The sequence below is a fragment of the Mycobacterium sp. 1465703.0 genome (genome assembly GCF_001672975.1).
Classification (GTDB): domain Bacteria; phylum Actinomycetota; class Actinomycetes; order Mycobacteriales; family Mycobacteriaceae; genus Mycobacterium.
On the sequence record NZ_LZKU01000076.1, the window covers coordinates 65,343 to 86,139 of the forward strand.

Consider the following 20,797-nt stretch of genomic DNA (forward strand, 5'->3'; position numbering starts at 1 on the left):
ATCCCAAAACCCCCAGTTCCACCGATGAAAGCGTACTCATGTCAGCTATCTTCGGCAGGACAATTCAATAGATGGTCAAGATCGGGTAAAACCACGCTGCCTGCAGTTCACTGGGCATCCGCAGCCTTCAGGTGACCTGGGTTCGTGTTGGCCAGCTACTAAGCCGGTACTCGCCGATCCGGGTGTGAAGCAGGCAGAGTCTTGCCGTCTAGACACTGGCGTTCACCCGACCGTTTACCGTGGGTACCTATGGACAGCGACCGGAGTGACTCCGCCTTCACCTGGCAGGGCCGGCGCGAACTGGTGAGCCGCATGCATGACCAGCTCGATGAGCTGGTGGCAGCGCGTGACCAGATGGAACAACTGGTGCGGGTCATCGTCGAGATCGGCTCCGATCTGGACCTGGACGTGACGCTGCAACGCGTCCTCAAGGCTGCGATGGAGCTGACCGGCGCCCGCTACGCCGCATTGGGCATGCGCGCCTCCGACGGCACGCTCGTTTCTTTCGTGTACTCCGGGATCGACGCTGACACCGCTCGCCGCCTCGGTGACCTTCCGGTCGGTGATGGTCTCCGTGTCGACGATCTGAGTACTCATCCCGACATCGCCGAGCTAGCTGGACACCAGCCGCCGATGCACGCGCTGCTCGGAATTCCGATTACCGTGCGGGCGGCCAACTTCGGCAGCCTTTATTTAGCCGACGACCGGCCGGGTCGAGTCTTCTCCGACACTCAGGAAGGCGCCGTTCGGGCCATGGCCACGGCGGCGGCCGCCGCGATCGACAACGCCCGACTCTTCGAGCGAGAACGTGAGTCGGCGAGGTGGACGAAGGCCAGTCGCGAAATCACCACCGCGCTGTTGTCCGGCGACCCGCAGACGGGGCCGTTGCAGCTCATCGTGAACCGGGCGCTGGAGCTGGCCGGCGCTGAGCAGGCGATCCTGCTAGTTCCCCGAGAATCGGAATCGGCCGCCGAAGACGTCGACACCCTGGTCGTGGCCGCGACGGCGGGCCGGTACTCCTCGGAGGTGATCGGCCGGCAGGTACCGATGGACGGCTCGACGACCGGCGGCGTCGCGCGCCGCGGCCTGCCCCTGATCACCGATTCCTTCCAGTACCCGATCGAGGGGTTCACCGATGTCGGAGAACGCTCTGCGATCGTCATGCCACTGATCGCGGACGACGCGGTGCTCGGCGTCATCGCCGTCGCACGGGACCCGCATCAGCCGGCCTTTGGCAACGACTACCTCGACCTGGTCAGCGACTTCGCCCGGCACGCGGCGATCGCCCTGGCCCTAGCAGCGAGCCGCGAACATGCCCTCAATCAGGAACTCGCCCAATCCGACACCGTCGATGAAGCGGTACACGCCGCCGCCGAGGAACTGCGCCGGCTATGGCGGGCACGCCGCGTCTTGGCCGTAACCTTTCCGAACCAAAGTCCCACGGCGGAAACAGTTTTGGGTACACCGCAGGTGGTGTCGGTCGGCGAGCCTGCGCAGTGGGCCGATCTGCCCTTGCAGACCCAGCAGATGCTCAGCTCATTGCGCGACGGCGACCTGCTCACCCCCAATGCCACGCAGCCCGGAACGGCGGGCATCGCGTTGCAGCACCCCGACGGCGTACTCGTCGTCTGGATGGACCTGACCGAGCAGCGCCCGTTCACCCTCGAGGACCAGACCCTGCTCACCGTGCTGGCGGGTCGCCTCGGCCAGGGGCTGCAGCGGGTGCACCAGGTCGACCAGCAGCGTGAGACCGCGCTGGCCCTGCAACATGCGATCCTGGGACCCGCCGATCTGCCCAACGGCTTCGCGGTGCGTTATCAGGCCGCGACAAGGCCGCTGCAAGTGGGCGGAGACTGGTACGACATCGTCGACCTGGACGACGGGCGCATCGCGCTGATCGTCGGTGACTGTGTCGGCCATGGCCTGGCCGCCGCGACCGTGATGGGCCAGGTGCGCAGCGCCTGCCGGGCACTATTGTTCGAAAACCCAAGTCCTAGTGCGGCTCTCAAGGGTATGGACCGTTTCGCCGCACGGCTGCCGGGCGCGCAATGCACCACCGCTGTCTGCGCGGTGCTCACCCCCGAGACCGGTGAGCTGGTCTACTCGAGCGCCGGTCACCCGCCGCCCATCCTGGTGCACGGCGACGGCAGCACCCAGATACTCGATGACGGCCACACCATCGCATTGGGGATACGAGGAGACTGGGTTCGCCCGGAAGCCCGTGTGACCATCCCGGCGCGTTCGACACTCCTGCTGTACACCGACGGTCTGGTCGAACGTCGCCGCATTCCGCTCGACCATGGCATCTCCCGTGTCGCGGCCGTCGCGCAAGATTCCCGCACATTGAAACTCGAGGATCTGGCAAACCAGATCATGTCCTGCGTCGCGCCAAGTGGCGGCTACCAGGACGACGTCGTCCTGCTGCTCTATCGGCACCCGGCCCCGTTGGAGCTGAAATTCCCAGCCGATGTCTCCCAACTTGCGCCCACCCGCACCGCCTTGCGCAACTGGCTGACCCGGGCCCGACTCGACCCTGATCAGACTCTGAACGTTCTCGTCGCAGCCGGTGAAGCCGTCGCCAACGCCATCGAGCACGGTCACCGCCACAGACCGCAGGGCACAATTCGCCTGGGAGCCGTCGCACTCGGCGACGAGGTCCAGTTGACCATCACTGACACCGGCTCATGGAAGGCGCCGCAACCGGCATCCTTTCCGCATCGCGGCCGCGGCATCCCGCTCATGCGAAGCCTCATGCAGGACGTCGACATCCGCTCCGATACCGAGGGAACCACCGTTCACCTATCCGCGAGGATCACCTGATGACCACCCCGCTTACGATCGACACCGCGCGCGGCAGCGACGGCAAATTCGTGTTGGTCGCCGAGGGGGAAATCGACCTCAGCAATATCGATGCTTTCAATCTCGCTTTGGACAGCGCCACCACCGAGGCCACCGGCGGCGATAGCGCCCTACTCGTAGACCTGAGCGCGGTGGAGTACCTGGACAGCGCCGCCATCAACGCCTTAGCCGCCCACGCCGATCGCATCGAACTCGTCGCGCACCCGATCCTGATGCCCGTGCTCAGGGTCAGCGGTCTGACCGAACTGACGACCATCGAACCCGCGCCGCCGACAGCTCAGACGTGACACGCGTTAAGTTCGCATCTCAGTGATTCCTGCTCGTCGGGCCCACCCGGCGCGGATGCGTTAGCGTTAGAGGCTCTGCGCGTCGGAGGGCTCAATCTGTATGTCTGCGATGATGATCCGAGTTTCGGCCACCATGACGGCGGTCTTCATGGTGTCGGCCGGCGTGGCGGTGGGTGATCCATCGGCAGGCGCGGCAGGCATCGCATTGATGACTGCGTCTCGCGGTCTGGTCGGCTCGCCGGCGGGACGCTGGGCGGTGCCCCTTGACGTTGCGCCCGCAAAAATCGGCAAGAGCGTCTCGACTGTCACCTACGACTGCGGAAATCAATCTCCCATCAATGTCGTGAGCATCGATTCGAATATCACCTTGAACGGCTCGTGTGGTGAGGTCGACGTGAGCGGTTCGGCCAACACTGTGAATTTGCAATCGGTGGCCGTCATCAAGGCCACCGGCTCGGGCAACCACATCACTTGGCAGCAAGGCCCCGGCGGAGCGGCGCCTCAAATCAGCAATCCGGGTGGCAGCAACAGCATCGTGGGTCCCGCGGGCGTACAGGAAACGACTACTCGATAGTTTTTAACCACCCTGTGGGACAACGTAACTCCGACAGATCCTGGCCGATGACCGCGTCCCGTGCCACGATGGCGTAATGGCTGACGACACGCTGAGCTCCGAACGTGAATTCAACGAGCAGAACATCGACGAGTTCCGCCGCAATGGCGGCAAAGTCGGCGGGCAATTCGAGGGTTTCCCGCTACTGCTGCTGACTTCGACGGGCGCGCGAAGCGGCGCCCAGCGGGTCAACCCGGTCGGCTATTTCGACATCGACGACAAAATCTATATCGTCGGCTCCGCAGCGGGCCGGGACAACAATCCCGGATGGGTGCACAACATTCGCGCTAATCCTCACGTGTTTGTCGAAATCGGTTCGGAGGCTGCGAAACCCGCCACTGCCCGCGAATTGCCGCGCGCCGAAAGGGATTCGATCTATCCGGTTGTGGTGGAGCGGGCCCCTGGTTTCGGTGAATACCAGCAGCGCACCGACCGACTGATCCCGATCTTCGAACTGATTACCGACTGAAGACCCAAGCCGACAACAGCATTCAAGGCACCCAATTCGACACGTTAACGGGTCGATTGCCGCAATGATGGGCGCGGGTTGGTGGGTGTGACCGGTCAACACCCGCTGCCCTGCTCGAACGACGAAGTGAGGTCGGCGAAGAGACAGTATTGGCGGCGCTGCGTGATCGGTGCGGTCGCTGTTGTGTTGGCCGGGTTGCCGGTGATCGGTACGCCGGCAATCAGTCGCGCTGACGGTGAATGCGCCCCTGGTTGGGCTGGAGCGTCGAGCTGAATCAATGCGTGTTCTTGCTTCCGGCCGCAAACGGACCGGGTGGGCCTGGTGGACCGGGGTGGACCGGGCGCCATCAGAAATCGCGTCTAGCTGCGGCAACGCGGCACTCGGACGGCTAAATAACTGACCGCGGCGGGGTGGGAACTCCGCGCGGCCCTCAGTCGTTATACCGGCTAAGTAACCAGTGATTCCAAGGGGGACAGCAGCCGCATGCCACGCACAGACAACGACACCTGGGATTTGGCGTCCAGCGTGGGCGCGACCGCCACGATGGTCGCAGCCGCGCGAGCGATCGCGACCAACGCCGAGAATCCGCTGATCGAGGACCGATTCGCCGAGCCGCTGGTTCGCGCCGTCGGGGTGGACTTCTTCACGCGGTGGGTCTCCGGCGACCTGGCGGCCGCGGACGTCGACGACCACGAATCCGGCTGGAAGCTCGAGCACATGCCGGCCGCGATGGCCGTCCGGACCCGTTTCTTTGACTCCTTCTTCTATGCCGCGACGCAGGCCGGGATCCGGCAGGCAGTGATTCTGGCGTCCGGCCTCGATTCGCGTGCCTATCGGTTAGCCTGGCCGGCTGATATGACGGTGTTCGAGATCGACCAGCCGCAGGTGATCGAATTCAAAGCCGCTGAGTTGGCCAAGCTGAGGGCCGCCCCGCAGGCCGAGCTGCGCACCGTCGCCATCGACCTGCGCAACGATTGGCCAAAAGCTTTGGTGGAAGCCGGCTTCGACAAGGACCAGCCCACCGCGTGGATCGCGGAGGGGCTCTTCGGGTACCTGCCGCCGGAGGCGCAGGACCGCCTGCTGGACAACATCACCGCCCTCAGCGCTGACGGCAGCCGCTTGGCGTGCGAAGCTATTCCGGACATGTCAGAGGTAGACACCGAGAAAGCACAGGAAATGATGCGCCGGGCCACCGCGAAGTGGCGTGAGCATGGCTTCGACCTGGAGTTCGGCGAGCTCGGCTACCAAGGCGAGCGCAACGACGTCGGCGTCTATCTGGACAACCTGGGATGGCAGTCGGACGGCATCCGGATGACCCAGCTGTTGGCCGACTCAGGCCTTGACGCGATCCCGCAGACCAACGACTCCGTGTCGGTGGCGGACACCATCTATTACAGCTCGGTGTTGAGCAAATGACCGCACCGCAGCGCCGAGGGTTCAACGAGGCCGTCACGCGAATGTGGAGCTTTCTCGCTCCGGCATACGATCTGCCGTTCCTGCAACAGTGGGTGTATCGCCCTCCGCACAACGAGGTGATCGCCCAGCTGCGCAACCACGGCGCTCGCAAGATCGCTGATGTCGCCTGCGGCACAGGAATTTTGAGCGACCGGATCCAGCGGGAACTTCAGCCCGACGAGATCTATGGCGTCGACATGTCTGATGGCATGCTCGGCCAGGCTCGCGCCCGGTCCGACCGGGTTCAGTGGCTGCGTGGCCCGGCCGAGCAGCTTCCGTTCGACGACGGCGCTTTGGACGCCGTCGTGACGACGTCGGCCTTTCACTTTTTCGACCAGCCCGCGGCGTTGCGTGAATTCCATCGCGTGCTGGCGCCCGGCGGCCTGGTAGCCGTCTCGGCGCTGAGCACGCGGCAACCGCGACTGCAGTCATCTGCGGTCTCCCGGTGGAAGCCGCAACACAACGCGTCCGCGCCCGAGATGCGGACGTTGTTCGAAGACGCCGGGTTCGTGATCACCGATCAACACCGGATCCCGCGGCCCGTGTGGACGGCGCTGGTGTCCGACCTGTTGACTGTCGGCACCAAAAGCTAAAACCAGGTTCGGCGCGAAAACCACTCGGCGCCAACGTATACAAGCGACGACGCCCGCTTCGCCGATCGGCGAAGCGGGCGTCTTGTCAGCTATCGATCACAGCGGGATCCACACTCCGAAGAGCCAGAAGCCCCACTGGTTGAAACCGGGATCCCAGACAGGTGTTTCCTGGTAGCCCCAGTAGTTGATCGGGCCGTAATCCCAGTGCCCACCCGGCGGAGGGAGCGGTCGATCCCATGCCGGCCGCGGCGGCGCACCGGGCCCCCAGGGGCCAGGCCCATCACCCCAAGGTGCGCCGTGGAAGTAGCCACGGTGGTCGTCTCCATGCCACGGGCCTCCGGGACCACCGGGTCCACCCGGACCACCGGGGTGATCGTGGCCGGGGCCACCGGGGCCACCGGGTCCGCCCGGACCACCGGGGTGATCGTGACCGGGTCCACCGGGTCCACCGGGTCCACCAGGGCCGCCGGGGTGACCGGGTCCACCAGGACCGCCAGGACCGCCGGGGTGGCCACCGGGTCCGCCAGGACCGCCGGGGTGGCCACCGGGTCCGCCGGGACCGCCTGGCCCGCCGGGACCACCCGGATCGTTGGGACCAGTGGGGGCGTGGACGCCGCCCGGCGCCGGCCCGCCATGATTACCCGGAGCCTGTGGCGCCCCGGGAGCAGCGTTGGCAAACCCGGCGCCCATTCCCAGGGCCGCAGCGCTGAGCGCTCCGGCGATGGTCACCCCTCCGACAAGTTGCTTCAACTTCATGATGCTTCACCTATCCACTAGGGATTTGTTGCAAGGGCGTCCCTTGAAACACCCCCCGTTACACTCCCGACGTTAGATAGCCTACCTATGGACTGGCTGTGACTCGGCCATGCGGAACTTTGGTCAATTCACCCTGAATGGTGGTTTGCTGCCGCCATCTAACCGAGTGCAACCTCGCGCGACGCAGTCCACCACGCCGGCCAAGACCAGCAGCTTTGACCATGGGTGGACGTGGCCGAAAGCCGATGGAAGCGCTGGTTTGGGAAGGCTATGTTGGCTAGTCGGCCAGGGTTTTCCTCTATATGGTTGCGGCCGTGTCGAATGCGTCACATCCGCACGAACCCCACGTCGGTTCGGTGTCATCGAAGTTGAATTGGCTGCGTGCGGGCGTCCTGGGCGCCAACGACGGAATCGTCTCCACCGCCGGCATCGTGGTGGGCGTGGCGGCGGCCACCGTCCAGCGGGCTCCAATCTTGACCGCCGGAAGCGCCGGGCTCGTCGCTGGCGCGGTATCGATGGCGTTGGGGGAATACGTCTCCGTCAGCACCCAGCGCGATACCGAGAAGGCGCTGCTGAGGCAGGAGCGTCGGGAGTTGCGCGAAGATCCGGTCGCCGAACTCGATGAACTCGCCGCACTGTATGAAGCGAAAGGCCTGACGGCGGCGACCGCTCGCACCGTGGCAGAGGAGCTCACCGATCACAATCCGCTGCTCGCCCATGCCGAGGTCGAGCTGGGCATCAACCCCGAAGAGCTGACCAATCCATGGCAAGCGGCATCATCGTCGGCGCTTTCCTTTGCCGTCGGTGCCCTATTGCCGTTAATCGCAATCCTGGCCCCACCGACCACCTGGCGAATCCCCGTCACTGTCGCGGCGGTACTGGTGGCGTTGGTGATCACCGGGGCGGTCTCGGCCGGTTTGGGCGGAGCGCCGAAGGGTTTGGCAGTGCTGCGCAACACCATCGGCGGCAGCCTTGCCTTGGCGGTCACCTACGTGATCGGTCATGTAGTGGGCGCTGCTATCGGCTGACGGCCGCATTTATCTGAGCGTCGCGGGGTGGTGAGCATCCAGCGACTGGAAGCGCAACTGTAACATCCACTGTTGCGGAGCTCGGCAGAGCCCGCGATCCCATTACGCGAAGGGTCATGCAGTGGCCGAGCCCAATATCGTGCCGGATGAAGCTCAATGGGCCGAATCGGTGCCCTACTTTGTGCGCGACCAAAACAATTTCGTGCCAACCGAAATCGCGCGCGGCGGATGGGGTCCATCGCTAAGTGGCCACGTTGTCGGCGGACTCTTGGCGTGGGCGGTCGAGGACGCCGCCCAGGATGGGCAACTGCAACCGGCGCGGCTGACTGTCGACCTGCCCCGGCCCACGGCTCTGGCGCCGCTCGAGGTGCGCACCGAGGTGCGACACGACCGACGTCGATTACGGCTGATCGAGGCGGTGATCACCCAGGACGGCGCCCCGGTTGCACAGGCGAGCGCGCTGTTTTTGCGGCGCGGCGCGCAACCCGACGGACAGATCTGGTCACCGCCGGTGCAGATGCCGCCGATCCCGGAGGACCAGGCCTACTCGACGCTGTTCATGCGAACCTACGGGTGGGGTGCGGATGTGCAGAATCCCGATCCGAACTGGCCTGTGACGGATGGCCCGAAATACACCTGGATACATGAGACGCGCCCGTTGATCGACGACGAACCGGTCACGGCCTTCACCCGGGTAGCAATGGCCGGTGACATCACGGCCTCGATTGCCAATTGGGGCACCAACTCCCTGCAGTTCATCAATGTCGACTACACGCTCACGGTGAGCCGGTTGCCCGAAGGAGAACACATCGGGCTAGCCTCGCTCACTCATCACAGCCACGATGGGGTGGCCAGCGGCTCAGCGGTCCTGGTCGACGCGAAGGGGCCGATCGGTACCGGGGTATCGGTGGCTATCGCGCACTCGGGATTTCGTCCCCCGTCCACCGTTGCGCCGGCCGGGTGACGCTGAAAGGGGCTGCGGTGACGTTTTGGGCGCTGATCGAAAACGCGGCGCAGCGTGGCTCAACCCGCCCGCTGCTCACTGACGAGCACGGTCGCAGTCTGACCGCACGTCAACTGCATGGCGCCGCGTGCGCAACCGCCGCCGCCCTTGCTCAACGAGGAGTCCATGCGGGCACTGTGGTGTCTTGGCAACTGCCCACCACGCTGGAAACCATGGTGGTGATGGCCGCACTCGCTCGACTGGGAGCGGTGCAGAACCCGATCATCCCGATATTGCGGGAAAGCGAGGTCGGCTTCATCACCCACCAGCTACACACCGAGTTCTTTGTGGCGCCGCAACTTTGGCGCGGGTTCGATCACGGAGGGCTGGCTCGCGCGTTGGCACGGGACAACGGCTTCGAGGTCATCATCCTCGACCTGGCAACACCCCCGGCCGTCGATGAGCTACGGCTGCCCACCGCCGACGCCGAAGCCCTGCCGGCGCCACCGACATCCGGTGACGAGCCCCGCTGGGTCTATTACTCCTCGGGAACCACCGCGGCTCCCAAGGGAATCCGTCATACCGACACGTCGGTCATCGCCGGCTCGGCCGGTGTGGTGGAAATGGTGGGCGCCAACAGCAGCGACGTGGATCCGATCGCCTTCCCGGTCGCACACATCGGTGGGGCCGCGATGCTGGCCACCGGGTTGCTGACCGGCATGCGGCTGGCGCTGTTCGAGACGTTCGACCCGGTTACTACACCGTGGGCTATCGCCGCTCAGAATCCGACGTTCCTGGGCACCGCAACCCCGTTCTTCATCGCGTTTCTGGAAGCCCAACGGGCCCACGGTGATCGGCCGCTGTTTCCATCGGTCCGGGGCTGCTTGGCCGGTGGAGCGCCTATCACCGCCGAACTGGGCCGGCAGGTCCGTGACACCTTTGGCCTGGCCGGAATCGCCAATGCCTGGGGAATGACTGAGTTCCCGTGCGCGACCTCGCCGTCGCTCACCGCCGCGCCCGAGGTGCTCGACCACACCGTCGGGCCGCCGGTGCCCGGTGTCAAGGTCCGCGTGGTCGACAGCCGTGGCGTCGAACTGGGCACCGGGCAAGAGGGGGAGCTGCGGCTCAAGGGACCCCAGTGCTTCCTCGGCTACGCCGACCCCACACTTGACGCCGACGCGTTCGACAGCGAGGGGTGGTTGCGTACAGGCGATCTCGGCCTGATCGATGCCGATGGCAACGTCCGCGTCACCGGCCGCACCAAAGACGCGATCATCCGCAACGCGGAGAACATCTCCGCCCTCGAGATCGAGAATGCGCTGGCCACCCATCCCGCCGTCGCCGACGTCGCCGTCATCGGGATCCCCGACCCGCGCACCGGTGAACGCGTATGTGCCGTAGTGGTACCGGCGACAGCCGAGGGGCTGTCGTTGGAATCCCTTGTGCAACACTGCCAATCGCGCGGTCTCAGTCGCTACAAACATCCCGAGCACCTGGTGGTCGTCGAGACGCTGCCGCGCAATCAATTCGGCAAAGTGATCAAAAAAGACCTGCGCGAGGCCTTCGGGTAATCACCGGGCATGCCGGCAACGGGAGGCCTTCCGGTGACCAACACCCCCTGAAATGTGATAGTGCATGCGCTATCGACTTTTGAATTGCGGTCATGCCTCCTAGACGGCCCTGCCCAGGTGACCGCCGGCCTTTACAGCCCCTTAGGTGCATCGCGGACGGCCTGCACCGCCGCGGCGTCGCCGTCGAATTCGACCCGCGCTTGCCGCCCCACGCTGAACAGCAGTAGCTCCTCGGGCGCCCCCGTCACCGTCACGGCCGGACCCTGACCGGCGGTGAGCACCGTCTTGCCGTCCGGGGTGCGCAACGCCACCCGACCGGGCACCTTGGCGAGGGTCAGCCGGGCCATCAGCGGCAGGGTGCGCCGCAGCGTCGTGCTCAGGCCGGGCTCCAGCGGGCGCGGCTGCCAGCCGGGCTGCGCGCGGCGCACATCCTCGTGATGGATGAACATCTCGGCCACATTGGCCACCGGGTCGAGCAGTTTGAGCGGTGAGTAAACCGGCGGGCCGGCGGAGATTTTGGCAACCAGCTCATCCCAGTCGTTCTGCTCAGTCACCTGGTTCTGCACCTTGGCGGTGTGGGAGGCGAAGAAGGGAATCATGATGCCAGGTGCGGCGTCCAGGCGGTACTCCCGGATCACCAGGTGGGCGGCCAAGTCGCGCGTAGTCCAGCCTTCACACAGGGTGGGCGCATCCGGACCGACACCGCGCATGGTTTCCACGAGGGCGGCGCGCTCGCGTTGAGCAACAGACATGCGTTCAGCGTAAAGGCCGACGCGACGAGGGTGAACCCCCGAGCGAGGGTGATCCACCACTCGGTAAATTTGAAACGTCGTGTTGTCGAAGGGAATCACATGAACGCGCGTGTCGAGGAGTTGGAGTTTCAGGCAGAGGCTCGGCAACTGCTGGATTTGATGGTCCACTCCGTTTACTCCAATAAGGACTCATTCCTGCGGGAATTGATCTCCAATGCTTCCGATGCCTTGGACAAGCTGCGGCTTGAGGCGTTCCGGAACAAGGACCTCGACGTCGACACCTCCGACCTGCACATCGAGATCGAGGTGGACAAGGATGCGCGCACCCTGACCATCCGCGACAACGGCATCGGGATGACCCGCGACGAAGTGGTGGATCTGATCGGCACGCTGGCCAAGTCCGGCACCGCCGAGCTGCGCAAGCAACTGCGCGAGGCCAAGAACGCCAAGAACGAGGCCGCCTCGGAGGAGCTCATCGGTCAGTTCGGCATCGGTTTCTATTCGAGCTTCATGGTCGCCGACAAGGTCGAGCTGCTCACCCGCAAGGCCGGCGAGAGCGACGCCACCAAATGGGAATCCAGCGGCGAGGGCACCTACACCATCGAGTCGGTCGACGGCGCTCCGCAAGGAACGTCGGTCGTCTTGCACCTCAAGCCCGAAGACGCCGAGGACGGGCTGCACGACTACACCGCGGAGTTCACGATCCGCAGCCTGGTCAAGAAATACTCCGACTTCATCGCCTGGCCCATCCGGATGGAGGTCGAGCGACGCACCCCCGCGACGGAGGATGGGGGCGAGGAGACCGTCACCATCGAGACCGAGACGCTCAACTCGATGAAGGCCCTGTGGGCCAGACCTAAAGAAGAGGTCTCCGAGGAGGAGTACAAGGAGTTCTACAAGCACATCGCGCACGCCTGGGACGATCCGCTCGAGGTCATCGCGATGAGGGCCGAAGGCACCTTCGAATACCAGGCACTGCTGTTCATCCCGTCCCACGCCCCGTTCGACCTGTTCAACCGGGACGCCCACACCGGGATTCAGCTCTACGTCAAGCGCGTGTTCATCATGGGCGACTGTGACGAGCTCATGCCCGAATACCTGCGCTTCGTCAAGGGTGTCGTTGACGCACAGGACATGTCGCTCAACGTGTCACGCGAGATCCTGCAACAGGATCGGCAGATCAAGGCCATCCGGCGCCGGCTGACCAAGAAGGTGCTCTCCACGATCAAGGATCTACAGTCCGAGCGCCCGGAGGACTATCGCACCTTCTGGACCCAGTTTGGCAAGGTCGTCAAGGAGGGCCTGCTCTCGGACTTCGACAACCAGGAGACGCTGCTGCAGGTGTCCTCGTTCGCCTCGACGCACAGCGATGAGGAAGCCACCACGCTTGCCCAGTATGTGGAACGCATGAAGGAAGGCCAGACGCAGATCTTCTACGCCACGGGGGAGTCGCGTCAGCAGATCCTGAAGTCGCCGCACCTGGAGGCGTTCAAGGCCAAGGGCTATGAGGTGCTGCTGCTCACCGACCCGGTCGACGAGGTCTGGGTGGGAACGGTGACCGAATTCGACGGCAAGCCGCTGCAGTCGATCGCCAAGGGCGAGGTGGACCTCAGCTCCGAGGGCGACCAGAGCGAGGCCGAGCGCGAAGAGCAGCAAAAGGAGTTCGCCGACCTGCTCGCCTGGCTCAAGGACACCCTGGCCGACCACGTCAAGGAAGTCCGGCTATCCACCCGGCTGACGGACTCGCCCGCCTGCTTGATCACCGATGCCTTCGGGATCACCCCGGCGCTTGCCCGCATCTACCGTGCTTCCGGGCAGGACATTCCGGTGGGCAAGCGGATCCTCGAACTCAATCCCAGCCACCCGCTCGTCACCGGCCTGCGCCAAGCCCACCAGGACCGCAACGACGACCCCTCGGTCGCCGAGACTGCGGAATTGCTTTATGGCACAGCACTTCTCGCCGAAGGCGGCGCGCTCGACGACCCGGCGAGGTTTGCCGAGATACTCGCCAACCGGCTGGCCCGCACGCTGTAACGGGGGGTTTACCGGCAAATAGGCGATTCGTGGGATTGAAAACTCCCTGGCAGGGATAATTAGATTCCATGCCCGAGTTTCGCGTTATCGACCCACACGGCCGGGTCGTCGCGACGAAGAATTTCGCCAATGCGGAGGCCGCACACGCCTGGTTCGTCAACTCCGTTGGCGGCGACACCGAACTCGGTTGGCGCATGGAGGTCAACGACGACGGGCAATGGGCGTTCTTCGATGACACCGAAGGCTTCACCGCCCCGGTGAGTCACCGCCCGACGAAGCGCTCGTGGTGATGACGTTCGCCGCCATGGAGGGTCGCTTGCCGTCCCGAACATCGAGAACGCTTCGCGCCGCCGCGAGTTCGATCTGGCGGCGCACCTGGTGGACGGCCGAACCCAGATGGGGAGTGAAGAGGGTGTGGTCGTGGGCGAGGAGTTCAGCTGGAATGGCCCGGGGGCGATCACGATCCGACCAGTCCTCAAAGGCGAAGACGTCGGCGGCATAGCCGCCCAGGTGGCCGGTCACCAGTGAACGTGCCACGGCATCTTCGTCGACCACCGACCCGCGGCCCACATTGACCAACAGTGCCCCTTGGGGAAGTTGCGCCAATGCCGCCGGTCCGATGAGGTGGCGGGTGTGCTCGGTGAGCGGCGCCGTCACCACCACGGCGGTGCTGTCCGCCAGCAGGGCATCGAGCGGCACGGCTCGCGCGCCGAGCGTTTTCTCGTCGGCGACTGGTAGCGGCCTGGGGTCGGTGTACAGCAGTTCCGCGTCGAATGCGCGCAGTCGATTCGCGACCGCGCGTCCAACCGCGCCCATGCCAAGGATTCCGATCTGCCTGCCGGCCAGCCCGCCACCATAAAGTTCGGGTCGCCAGCCGCGATGTCGACCCGATCGGACGAAGCTGTCGCCGGTGAGAAGGTGGCGGTCCAGCCCGATCAACAAGCCAATCGCAAGATCGGCAGTCGCGCCGGTGAGCAGGTCTTCGACATAACTGACCCAGACGCCACGCGCCGTACACGCGGTCAGATCGATGTTGTCGTAGCCCTTGAGCGCCCCGGCCACTATCCGCAAGCGAGGACTGTGTTGCAACAGCTCCTCGTCGACGTGGTCGGGCATGAACACCACCAGCGCGTCTGCGTGGCGGCATCTGCTGAGCAGTTCGTCTCGGGTGAGGCTGTTGGGTGTCTGGTTCGCGACCACCTCGCAGGAGCGGCCCAACAGGTCAAGCACGTCGGCGTGAACCCGATGGGTGATGACCACCCGAAACGGCTGTGGGTGAATCGAATTCATGCGAATCGGCTTCGCAACCAGCCGCTGAGGCCATCCACGATCGTGACCGTTCCCAAGATGACCCCGATCAACTGATGTTGTTGAAAGATCATGCTGGTACGCCGCCGGTGCGCACGAACCCTCGAACTGCTGTCAAGCCGGCCGATCCCGGCGACTTCAATGAATCCGGTGCTCGGGATGACCAAGTGATTCATGCATTGCAGCAGAGTCGACTTGCCCGCCCCCGACGGGCCAAGCAGGACGGTGAAGCTGCCCGCTGGGAATTCGAGCGTCAACGGGTGCAACGCGATCGTGGCCTCGTAACGCACACTCACGTCATATAGCTGGATCACAGTCCTCCAAGACCCCGATCGAGCACGGCGAAATTGACACCGAACCCGGCGACGCGTCTACGCTACTCGACAAGCGCAACTCGAAACACCCTCTCGCCAAGAGCATTTCGAGCGCACGGGAAGTTAGCAGCTGTATGCCGAGCTCCCCGATACTGTTCATGCGGTGATTGCCTGAAGGCCGATTGGCGGACACCTTTGGACGGTACGTTTCAGTGTCTTTTCGTGGGATACGGCGCAGCCGACGCAGGGGCTCGACGTACGCTCCCACCATGCATGTCGATGCGATGACGATTCCCCAGCCGCTCGGCCGAATCGGTGACCTTGCCCGGCGGACCCAATCCGCCGGGTTCTCCGGTCTGTTGTTCACCGAGACCGGCCGCACCGCATACCTGAATGCCGCCGTGGCGTCGCAGGCAGCGCCCGATCTGGAATTGTCGACCGGCGTCGCGGTGGCCTTCCCGCGCAGTCCCTTCGTCACCGCCGCCGCGGCGTGGGAACTTCAGGAAGCCACCAAGGGCAAATTCCGGTTGGGGCTGGGAACCCAGGTGCGCACCCATGTGGTGCGGCGCTACGGTACGGCCTTCGAGCGGCCCGGGCCCCGGCTGCGCGACTACCTGCTGGCCGTCAAGGCATGTTTCGCGGCATTTCGCTCCGGGATACTCGACCACCACGGCGACTTCTACGACCTCGACTTCATCACCCCCCAGTGGAGCCCGGGGCCCATCGATGCGCCCGACCCCAAAGTCGATATCGCAGCGGTCAATCCGTGGATGCTGCGGATGGCGGGCGAAGTGGCCGACGGGGTGCATGTCCATCCGATCGGCGAGCCGGGTTACCTGGCCCGTCACGTCCTGCCGACGGTCGCCGAGGGAGCGGAGAAAGCCGGTCGTTCTCCGTCGGACATCGCGATCATCGTGCCGGTCATGACCATCGTCGGCGACACCGACGAAGAACGTGACAAGCAGCGCGAAATCGTGCGCGCCAGCATGGCCTTCTACGGCAGCACACCCAACTACGCATTCATCTGGGACGAGGCGGGTTTCGAGGGCACGACCGCCCGGATTCGGGAGAAGCAGAAGGCCGGAGACTTGGCCGGCATGGCGGCTCAGGTCAGCGACGACCACATCGCGGTCTTTGCCACCGAGTCGACCTGGGACGGGCTGGCCGACGCGCTCACCGAGAAATATGCCGGAACGGCAACGCGTTTGGTGATGTACAACTCCGTTGCCGATCAGGAGCGCTTCGAGCGGTACGGCGAGGTGGCCCGCCGGATACGAGCGATCAGTGACTGAGCTGAATCGCCTTGACCACCAACAGCAATGCCCCGGCAACCAGATAGGCACGCAGCGCGACCATCGCGAGCCGGGTTCCGGGTGACCAGGTGACCGGTTCGAGCAGCGCCAGCGGCGGCATACGCCAGGTGCTGCGGTCCACGCCGCGGGCCGGAAGTTGCGGTTTGGGGCGTGCGGGCTGACGTCGGTCCAGCCAGCGCAGCACCGGTGTCGCGGCCGCCCCGAGGATGACCAGGGCCAGCGTCAGGTAGCCAGTGACCGCGACGACGTTGAGGTTCGGAAACAGCGTGGTAGCCATCAGAATCCCGGACAGCAGCAGCAGGATGCCGACGATCAGTCCGGCTACCCAATTCAGCCAGGCCCGATTGACCCAGGGCCCCAGAACTTCTCGGTCGTTGCACAGCAGCAGCAGAAACACGCTGGCGCTGGGCAGCAGCAGACCGGCAAGGGCTTGAACGGCGGTGGTGATCAGCCCGAGCGGGGCACCCGGAATCAGCACGATGGCCGCGGCCACCGCCACCATCGCGGTGTAGGACAGATAGAACTGTTTGGCGTCGGAGAAGCCGCGGTGACCCTGGCCACCAGTTACGCCTTCGGCGACGTATTCGGACTGAAACACTCGCTGCACCGCGGCGGCTCCGATGATCGAGGCGTCCATCAGCACGATCGCAAAGACCGAGCCGAGTACCGGGCGGTGCTCGCCCAGCAGGTGCGCGGTGGCGCCGGCGTCGGTGAAGCCGCCAATGGTGTTGGTGGAGCGCGCAGCCCATTCACCGGTCATCATCAGCGCCGCAGCGCCGACCACCACGACGAAGGCGCCCAGCACGGTGTCCGCGCGTTCGTAGCCCATGAATCGCGGTGTGATGCGCTTGTCGACGACGTTGGACTGCTGAAAGAACAGCTGCCACGGTGCCACGGTGGTGCCGACGATAGCGATGATGAGCAGCACCGCGTCCGAACTGACCCCACCCGAAATACTCGGCACCACAAAGGACTTCGCGGCCTGCTTCCACTGTGGATGAGACATCAGCAGCATCGGGATCTGCAGCAGCGTGACGGCGATGAAGACGAACATGGCCCGCTCCCATCGACGGAAGCTGCCGCTGGCCATGATCGCCACCAACGCCACCGCCGAAATCGGCACCACTACGTATTTGGAGATGCCGATGTATGCGGCGGCCAGGCTGATGCCGATGAACTCGGTGACGATGGTCAGAAAGTTGAGCAGAAACAGGTCGCCGACCGAAAACCAGCCCCAGCCGCGACCGAAGCGTTCGTTGATCAGCCGGGCGTGCCCGACCCCGGTGACCGCACCGAGGCGGACCACCATTTCTTGGTTGACGATGAGCACCGGGATCAGCAGCAACAACACCCACAGCAGTGAGTAGCCGTAGTTCTGGCCGGCTTGGGCGTAGGTGGCTACCCCACCCGCGTCGTTGTCGCCGACCATCACGATGATTCCGGGTCCGACGATGGCGAGCAGGGTCAGCAGCCGCGTCCGCCAGGTTCGTGCATGCTCGGTTTCCCCGACGCTGATGCGCCCGAACGCGCCCTCGATATCACCCAGATGCGCGCTGTCCAGCACCGCGGCGCGCCGGGTCTGCGCCGCTTCGGTGCGCTGCACTTCCACGGCCTGCGGCGTTTCCCTGGTGCTGTTCTCCTCGCCGGAGCTCACGGTGTGCTACCGCCGGTCTGCGGTGTGTCACGGTCATCGACAGCGGTGATTTCGCGGATGGGGCGCGGCGCAGGCTCGCGGCGGCGCCAGTCTTCGGGAATCGTCGCTTCCAGCACGTCGTCAACGGTCACCACGCCGAGCAGGCGATCTTGCTCGTCGACGACAGGGATGGAATAGAGATTGAAATCGGCCATCAGCAGCGCGATGTCGGTCAGATCCGCATCGGCGTTGACCCGCACCGGATCGGAATCCATAAGGGATGCAACGGTTTCAGCGGGATCAACCTGCAGGAGGGTGATCACCGACACGACGCCGTCCAGCCGTTTGTCCTCGTCGAGCACGTGCACCTTGATCAGCGCCTCCGGCTGGATGTTGCGTGAGGCGGCGATCAGCGCCAGCGCCTGACCCGCGGTGGCGGTGGCCGAACATGTCACGGAGTCGACATTCATCAGCCCGCCGGCGCTCTCGGGGTTGAACCCCATCAGGGTAATGACTTTGGTGCGTTGCGGGGCCGGCATCAGTTCGAGGACGCGTCGGCGCCGTGACTGGCGCAGGTCGACGATTGCGTCGGCGGCGTCGTCGGCGCGCATCCGGCCCAGCAGGGCGGCGACCTCGTTGTCCGGCATATCGTCGAGTAGCCGGCTGGCCTTGTCCGGGTCCAGCTCCTCGAAGACGTCAGCTTCGAGTTCTGGGTCGCTGTGCACCCGGTCGAGGATCTCGCCGCCCTCCGCCTTGTCCGCTTCCTCGAGAAGGTCGGCGATTTCGGCGGCCTTGAGGTCACCGAACCGATCCGACAGACGCCGAACTGCATCGGAACGTGCGTGACCGATCAGCGGCTCGAATGCCTTCCAATCCCGCGACGCATGCCCACCTGAATGCTTGATCAAACCGAATAACCGTGGTGGACGGCGCGTGTCCAGACGGGTAACCACCCAGCCCCCGCGGCTCTGTTCGAGTTCGACGTCGTAGGCGCGCACCAGCTCGACGGTCGCCACATCGATCAGCCGGTGGCCCAACACATCGGTGCGCAACAACACCTCGCCTTCGCGGCGTTCGAAGCCACGAAGGTCAACCTTGTTCTTGGTCAACAGAACTCGGTCCACGGAATATTCGTCAATGGATTTGTCTCCGATGAAGACCCGACGCCCGCCGACTCCGGCCACGATCCCGGCCACCAGCGGATACTCTTCGGCTCCGCGTAGCCGCACGATCACGTCCTCGACCCGGCCCACCGTGTCCCCGGAGCGGGCCAGCACGGGCGCCCGCAACAGTTGCGAGAGGTGGATGACTGGCTGCGCGGTGCGCGGCTTGGATGCCTTTTCCGATGTGCCCACGTAACCCTCCTCAAGGCGGTGTGACCGAACCCGCGCACAACCTACCCCTAAACCAGGTATCAGGAGCCATGTACCGCTTCGAATCGATCGTCGGGCCGCCTCGGCCGCCAGAATCTACGCCCCTACCACTGCGCACGGCTACCGCCAATAGGTAAACAGCAGAAGGATATTGGGATTTTTGAATCCCTCGATACCTATTGCGGCCGGTATTCCGACGACGGTCAGGGCAACGGTCCCAGTTAGCTGGCAGCTATTGTTTGTCGACCTTGCCGGCGATCTGATTGGCGACCTCGACGGCCACGTTGCCTGGATCGTTGCGGCACGCCTCGACATCGATGACGACGTTGTTGCGTACCGTCAGCGCGCGCTGGCAGCTCTCGGACATGGTCTGCCCGTCCTTGGATGCCGTCACCGAGTCGGTGGTGCTCAACACGCCATTGGTGCTGGAAACCGGTCCGACCTTCCAGGTCACCGTCGGAGCGTCAGGGTCACCGGCGGCGGTGTCCTGACGGTTGGCGCAGGCGGGCCAGCCCTGGGGGGACGACGAGGTGGTGAAGAAGGCGCTAGCCTGCTGTGCGGACGGGAACAGCACCAGCATCTGAGTCACGCCCGGGGCGCCGGAATCGCGTGAGGTGCCATCACTTTCGCCTTGCACAGCCGTGTTGCCGCTGCCCGCATAAACCGAAGTTTCGGCGGGTCCGGTGATGTAGCGGCACTCGTCGGGGAATTTGTACGACTTGGGGAACGCGTCGGCGGGGTTGTCATTGTTCAGCGCGAAGAACGGCTCCAAAGTCTTCGACCCTGTGACGCCCAGAGCGGCGTCGATCTCGGCCGAGGTAAGGAGCAAAGGCATCAGCGCCGATTGTGCGAGCGGCGGCTTGGCGGCCGTGGTCGTGGTGGTGGTGGAGGACGGGGCGCTAGCTTCCTCGTTGCTGTTGCCGCACCCGGCAACGGAAATCCCGATGGCCGCAACGGCAACCACGCGTGTTAGCTGACGCATGAATGAGGGGCCTTCCTGCTCGAGTCGACTCCGCAAGCAGTCCGCGCGTTCGTATGCGTCAGCTATTCAGAGGTTATTTGCGGGAGCTTACGCGCAGCGACCGCCAGGGCGGGCGGATTCAGAGTTAAGAGTTATGTTCGCTGTGTGTCCACCGTCGACTTCACCTCGGTATCGCCGATCGTTCCCGTCCGAGACCTGGAGGTCGCACTCAGCCGGTACCGCCGGCTTGGATTCGACGCCCGCGCGTACGACGGTCCCGAACGGTACGGATTCGCCGATCGTGGGTCGGTGTCAATCCATGTCACCGAATGGGCGGAGCACGATCCGCTGCGCACCGCCGCGAGCGTGTACTTCTATGTCAATGACGCCGATGCCCTCTACGCGGAGTGGGCGGCGCTGAAAAATCTCGAAGGCCGCCTGATCGCTCCGCAGGACACGCCGTACGGTTTGCGTGAATTCGCCTATGTCGATCCGGACGGCACCGCGCACCGGATCGGTTCACGCCTGAGCTGAT

20 protein-coding genes are annotated in these 20,797 nt (G+C 64.7%); 13 read left to right on the forward strand and 7 right to left on the reverse strand.

All coding sequences use genetic code 11. The annotated features are described in order from the left end of the window. Positions 1–249: 249 nt before the first annotated feature. The 6 genes from A5625_RS07190 to A5625_RS07215 all read left to right on the forward strand — a co-directional run bounded on the left by A5625_RS07190 (position 250) and on the right by A5625_RS07215 (position 6,276). Entirely contained in the window at positions 250–2,820 is a 2,571-nt protein-coding gene (locus A5625_RS07190; RefSeq protein WP_066990780.1) for a SpoIIE family protein phosphatase, read from the forward strand. Further along, on the forward strand, positions 2,820–3,146 hold the full coding sequence (locus A5625_RS07195; RefSeq protein ID WP_066990783.1) for an STAS domain-containing protein: 327 nt from the start codon (positions 2,820–2,822) through the stop codon (positions 3,144–3,146). Before A5625_RS07190 ends, A5625_RS07195 begins: the two co-directional genes overlap by 1 nt. 100 nt (positions 3,147–3,246) lie before the next feature. Further along, positions 3,247–3,720, forward strand: coding sequence for a DUF3060 domain-containing protein (locus A5625_RS07200; protein WP_082984314.1), 474 nt, complete (start codon positions 3,247–3,249; stop codon positions 3,718–3,720). Between the two features lie 76 nt (positions 3,721–3,796). Further along, a complete protein-coding gene (locus A5625_RS07205; protein ID WP_066990789.1) occupies positions 3,797–4,228 on the forward strand; it encodes a nitroreductase family deazaflavin-dependent oxidoreductase in 432 nt (143 codons plus the stop codon). Between the two features lie 483 nt (positions 4,229–4,711). Beyond that, complete coding sequence (locus A5625_RS07210; RefSeq protein WP_066990792.1) at positions 4,712–5,644, forward strand: class I SAM-dependent methyltransferase; 933 nt, start codon at positions 4,712–4,714, stop codon at positions 5,642–5,644. Further along, a complete protein-coding gene (locus tag A5625_RS07215) occupies positions 5,641–6,276 on the forward strand; it encodes a class I SAM-dependent methyltransferase (RefSeq protein ID WP_066990795.1) in 636 nt (211 codons plus the stop codon). Before A5625_RS07210 ends, A5625_RS07215 begins: the two co-directional genes overlap by 4 nt. 96 nt (positions 6,277–6,372) lie before the next feature. On the opposite strand, the gene A5625_RS28200 is transcribed toward A5625_RS07215, so the two are convergent. Further along, entirely contained in the window at positions 6,373–7,032 is a 660-nt protein-coding gene (locus tag A5625_RS28200; RefSeq protein WP_082984315.1) for a chitin-binding protein, read from the reverse strand. A gap of 314 nt (positions 7,033–7,346) precedes the next feature. Here A5625_RS28200 and A5625_RS07225 point away from each other — a divergent pair, with 314 nt between their 5' ends. From A5625_RS07225 to A5625_RS07235, 3 genes are all read left to right on the forward strand, one after another. Continuing rightward, positions 7,347–8,060: a VIT family protein gene (locus tag A5625_RS07225; protein ID WP_066990884.1), complete on the forward strand. Its 714-nt coding sequence runs from the start codon at positions 7,347–7,349 to the stop codon at positions 8,058–8,060. A gap of 121 nt (positions 8,061–8,181) precedes the next feature. Next, on the forward strand, positions 8,182–9,024 hold the full coding sequence (locus A5625_RS07230) for a thioesterase family protein (protein ID WP_066990797.1): 843 nt from the start codon (positions 8,182–8,184) through the stop codon (positions 9,022–9,024). A gap of 17 nt (positions 9,025–9,041) precedes the next feature. Then, complete coding sequence (locus A5625_RS07235; protein WP_082984317.1) at positions 9,042–10,574, forward strand: class I adenylate-forming enzyme family protein; 1,533 nt, start codon at positions 9,042–9,044, stop codon at positions 10,572–10,574. Between the two features lie 131 nt (positions 10,575–10,705). Here the strand turns inward: A5625_RS07235 and A5625_RS07240 are convergent, their stop codons facing one another. Continuing rightward, a complete protein-coding gene (locus A5625_RS07240; protein WP_066990802.1) occupies positions 10,706–11,326 on the reverse strand; it encodes a TIGR03085 family metal-binding protein in 621 nt (206 codons plus the stop codon). A 99-nt stretch (positions 11,327–11,425) separates the two neighbouring features. Between A5625_RS07240 and htpG the strand changes: the two genes are divergently transcribed. Next, entirely contained in the window at positions 11,426–13,360 is a 1,935-nt protein-coding gene (gene htpG, locus A5625_RS07245; RefSeq protein WP_066990805.1) for a molecular chaperone HtpG, read from the forward strand. A 68-nt stretch (positions 13,361–13,428) separates the two neighbouring features. Then, on the forward strand, positions 13,429–13,650 hold the full coding sequence (locus A5625_RS07250) for a hypothetical protein (protein ID WP_066990807.1): 222 nt from the start codon (positions 13,429–13,431) through the stop codon (positions 13,648–13,650). Here A5625_RS07250 and A5625_RS07255 read toward each other — a convergent pair. Further along, positions 13,607–14,650: a phosphonate dehydrogenase gene (locus tag A5625_RS07255; protein WP_066990810.1), complete on the reverse strand. Its 1,044-nt coding sequence runs from the start codon at positions 14,648–14,650 to the stop codon at positions 13,607–13,609. The two genes, A5625_RS07250 and A5625_RS07255, sit on opposite strands and share 44 nt — an antisense overlap. Continuing rightward, positions 14,647–14,964, reverse strand: a complete 318-nt coding sequence (locus tag A5625_RS07260) for an ATP-binding cassette domain-containing protein (protein ID WP_232003497.1) — start codon at positions 14,962–14,964, stop codon at positions 14,647–14,649. The genes A5625_RS07255 and A5625_RS07260 overlap by 4 nt, the downstream gene beginning before the upstream one ends. A gap of 287 nt (positions 14,965–15,251) precedes the next feature. Between A5625_RS07260 and A5625_RS07265 the strand changes: the two genes are divergently transcribed. Beyond that, positions 15,252–16,274, forward strand: coding sequence for a TIGR03617 family F420-dependent LLM class oxidoreductase (locus A5625_RS07265; RefSeq protein ID WP_066990815.1), 1,023 nt, complete (start codon positions 15,252–15,254; stop codon positions 16,272–16,274). On the opposite strand, the gene A5625_RS07270 is transcribed toward A5625_RS07265, so the two are convergent. The 3 genes from A5625_RS07270 to A5625_RS07280 form a co-directional block, all read right to left on the reverse strand. Next, positions 16,264–17,949 carry an Nramp family divalent metal transporter gene (locus A5625_RS07270; protein ID WP_369829991.1) on the reverse strand — a complete coding sequence of 562 codons (1,686 nt, stop codon included), beginning with the start codon at positions 17,947–17,949 and terminating at the stop codon, positions 16,264–16,266. The two genes, A5625_RS07265 and A5625_RS07270, sit on opposite strands and share 11 nt — an antisense overlap. Next, positions 17,946–19,283 (reverse strand): magnesium transporter MgtE N-terminal domain-containing protein, encoded by a 1,338-nt coding sequence (locus tag A5625_RS07275; protein ID WP_066990818.1) that lies wholly within the window; start codon positions 19,281–19,283, stop codon positions 17,946–17,948. Before A5625_RS07275 ends, A5625_RS07270 begins: the two co-directional genes overlap by 4 nt. A 250-nt stretch (positions 19,284–19,533) precedes the next feature. Then, positions 19,534–20,265, reverse strand: coding sequence for a sensor domain-containing protein (locus A5625_RS07280; RefSeq protein ID WP_232003499.1), 732 nt, complete (start codon positions 20,263–20,265; stop codon positions 19,534–19,536). Positions 20,266–20,427: 162 nt separating this feature from the next. Here A5625_RS07280 and A5625_RS07285 point away from each other — a divergent pair, with 162 nt between their 5' ends. After that, positions 20,428–20,796: a VOC family protein gene (locus A5625_RS07285; RefSeq protein ID WP_066990824.1), complete on the forward strand. Its 369-nt coding sequence runs from the start codon at positions 20,428–20,430 to the stop codon at positions 20,794–20,796. The last annotated feature ends 1 nt before the right edge of the window (position 20,797 follow it).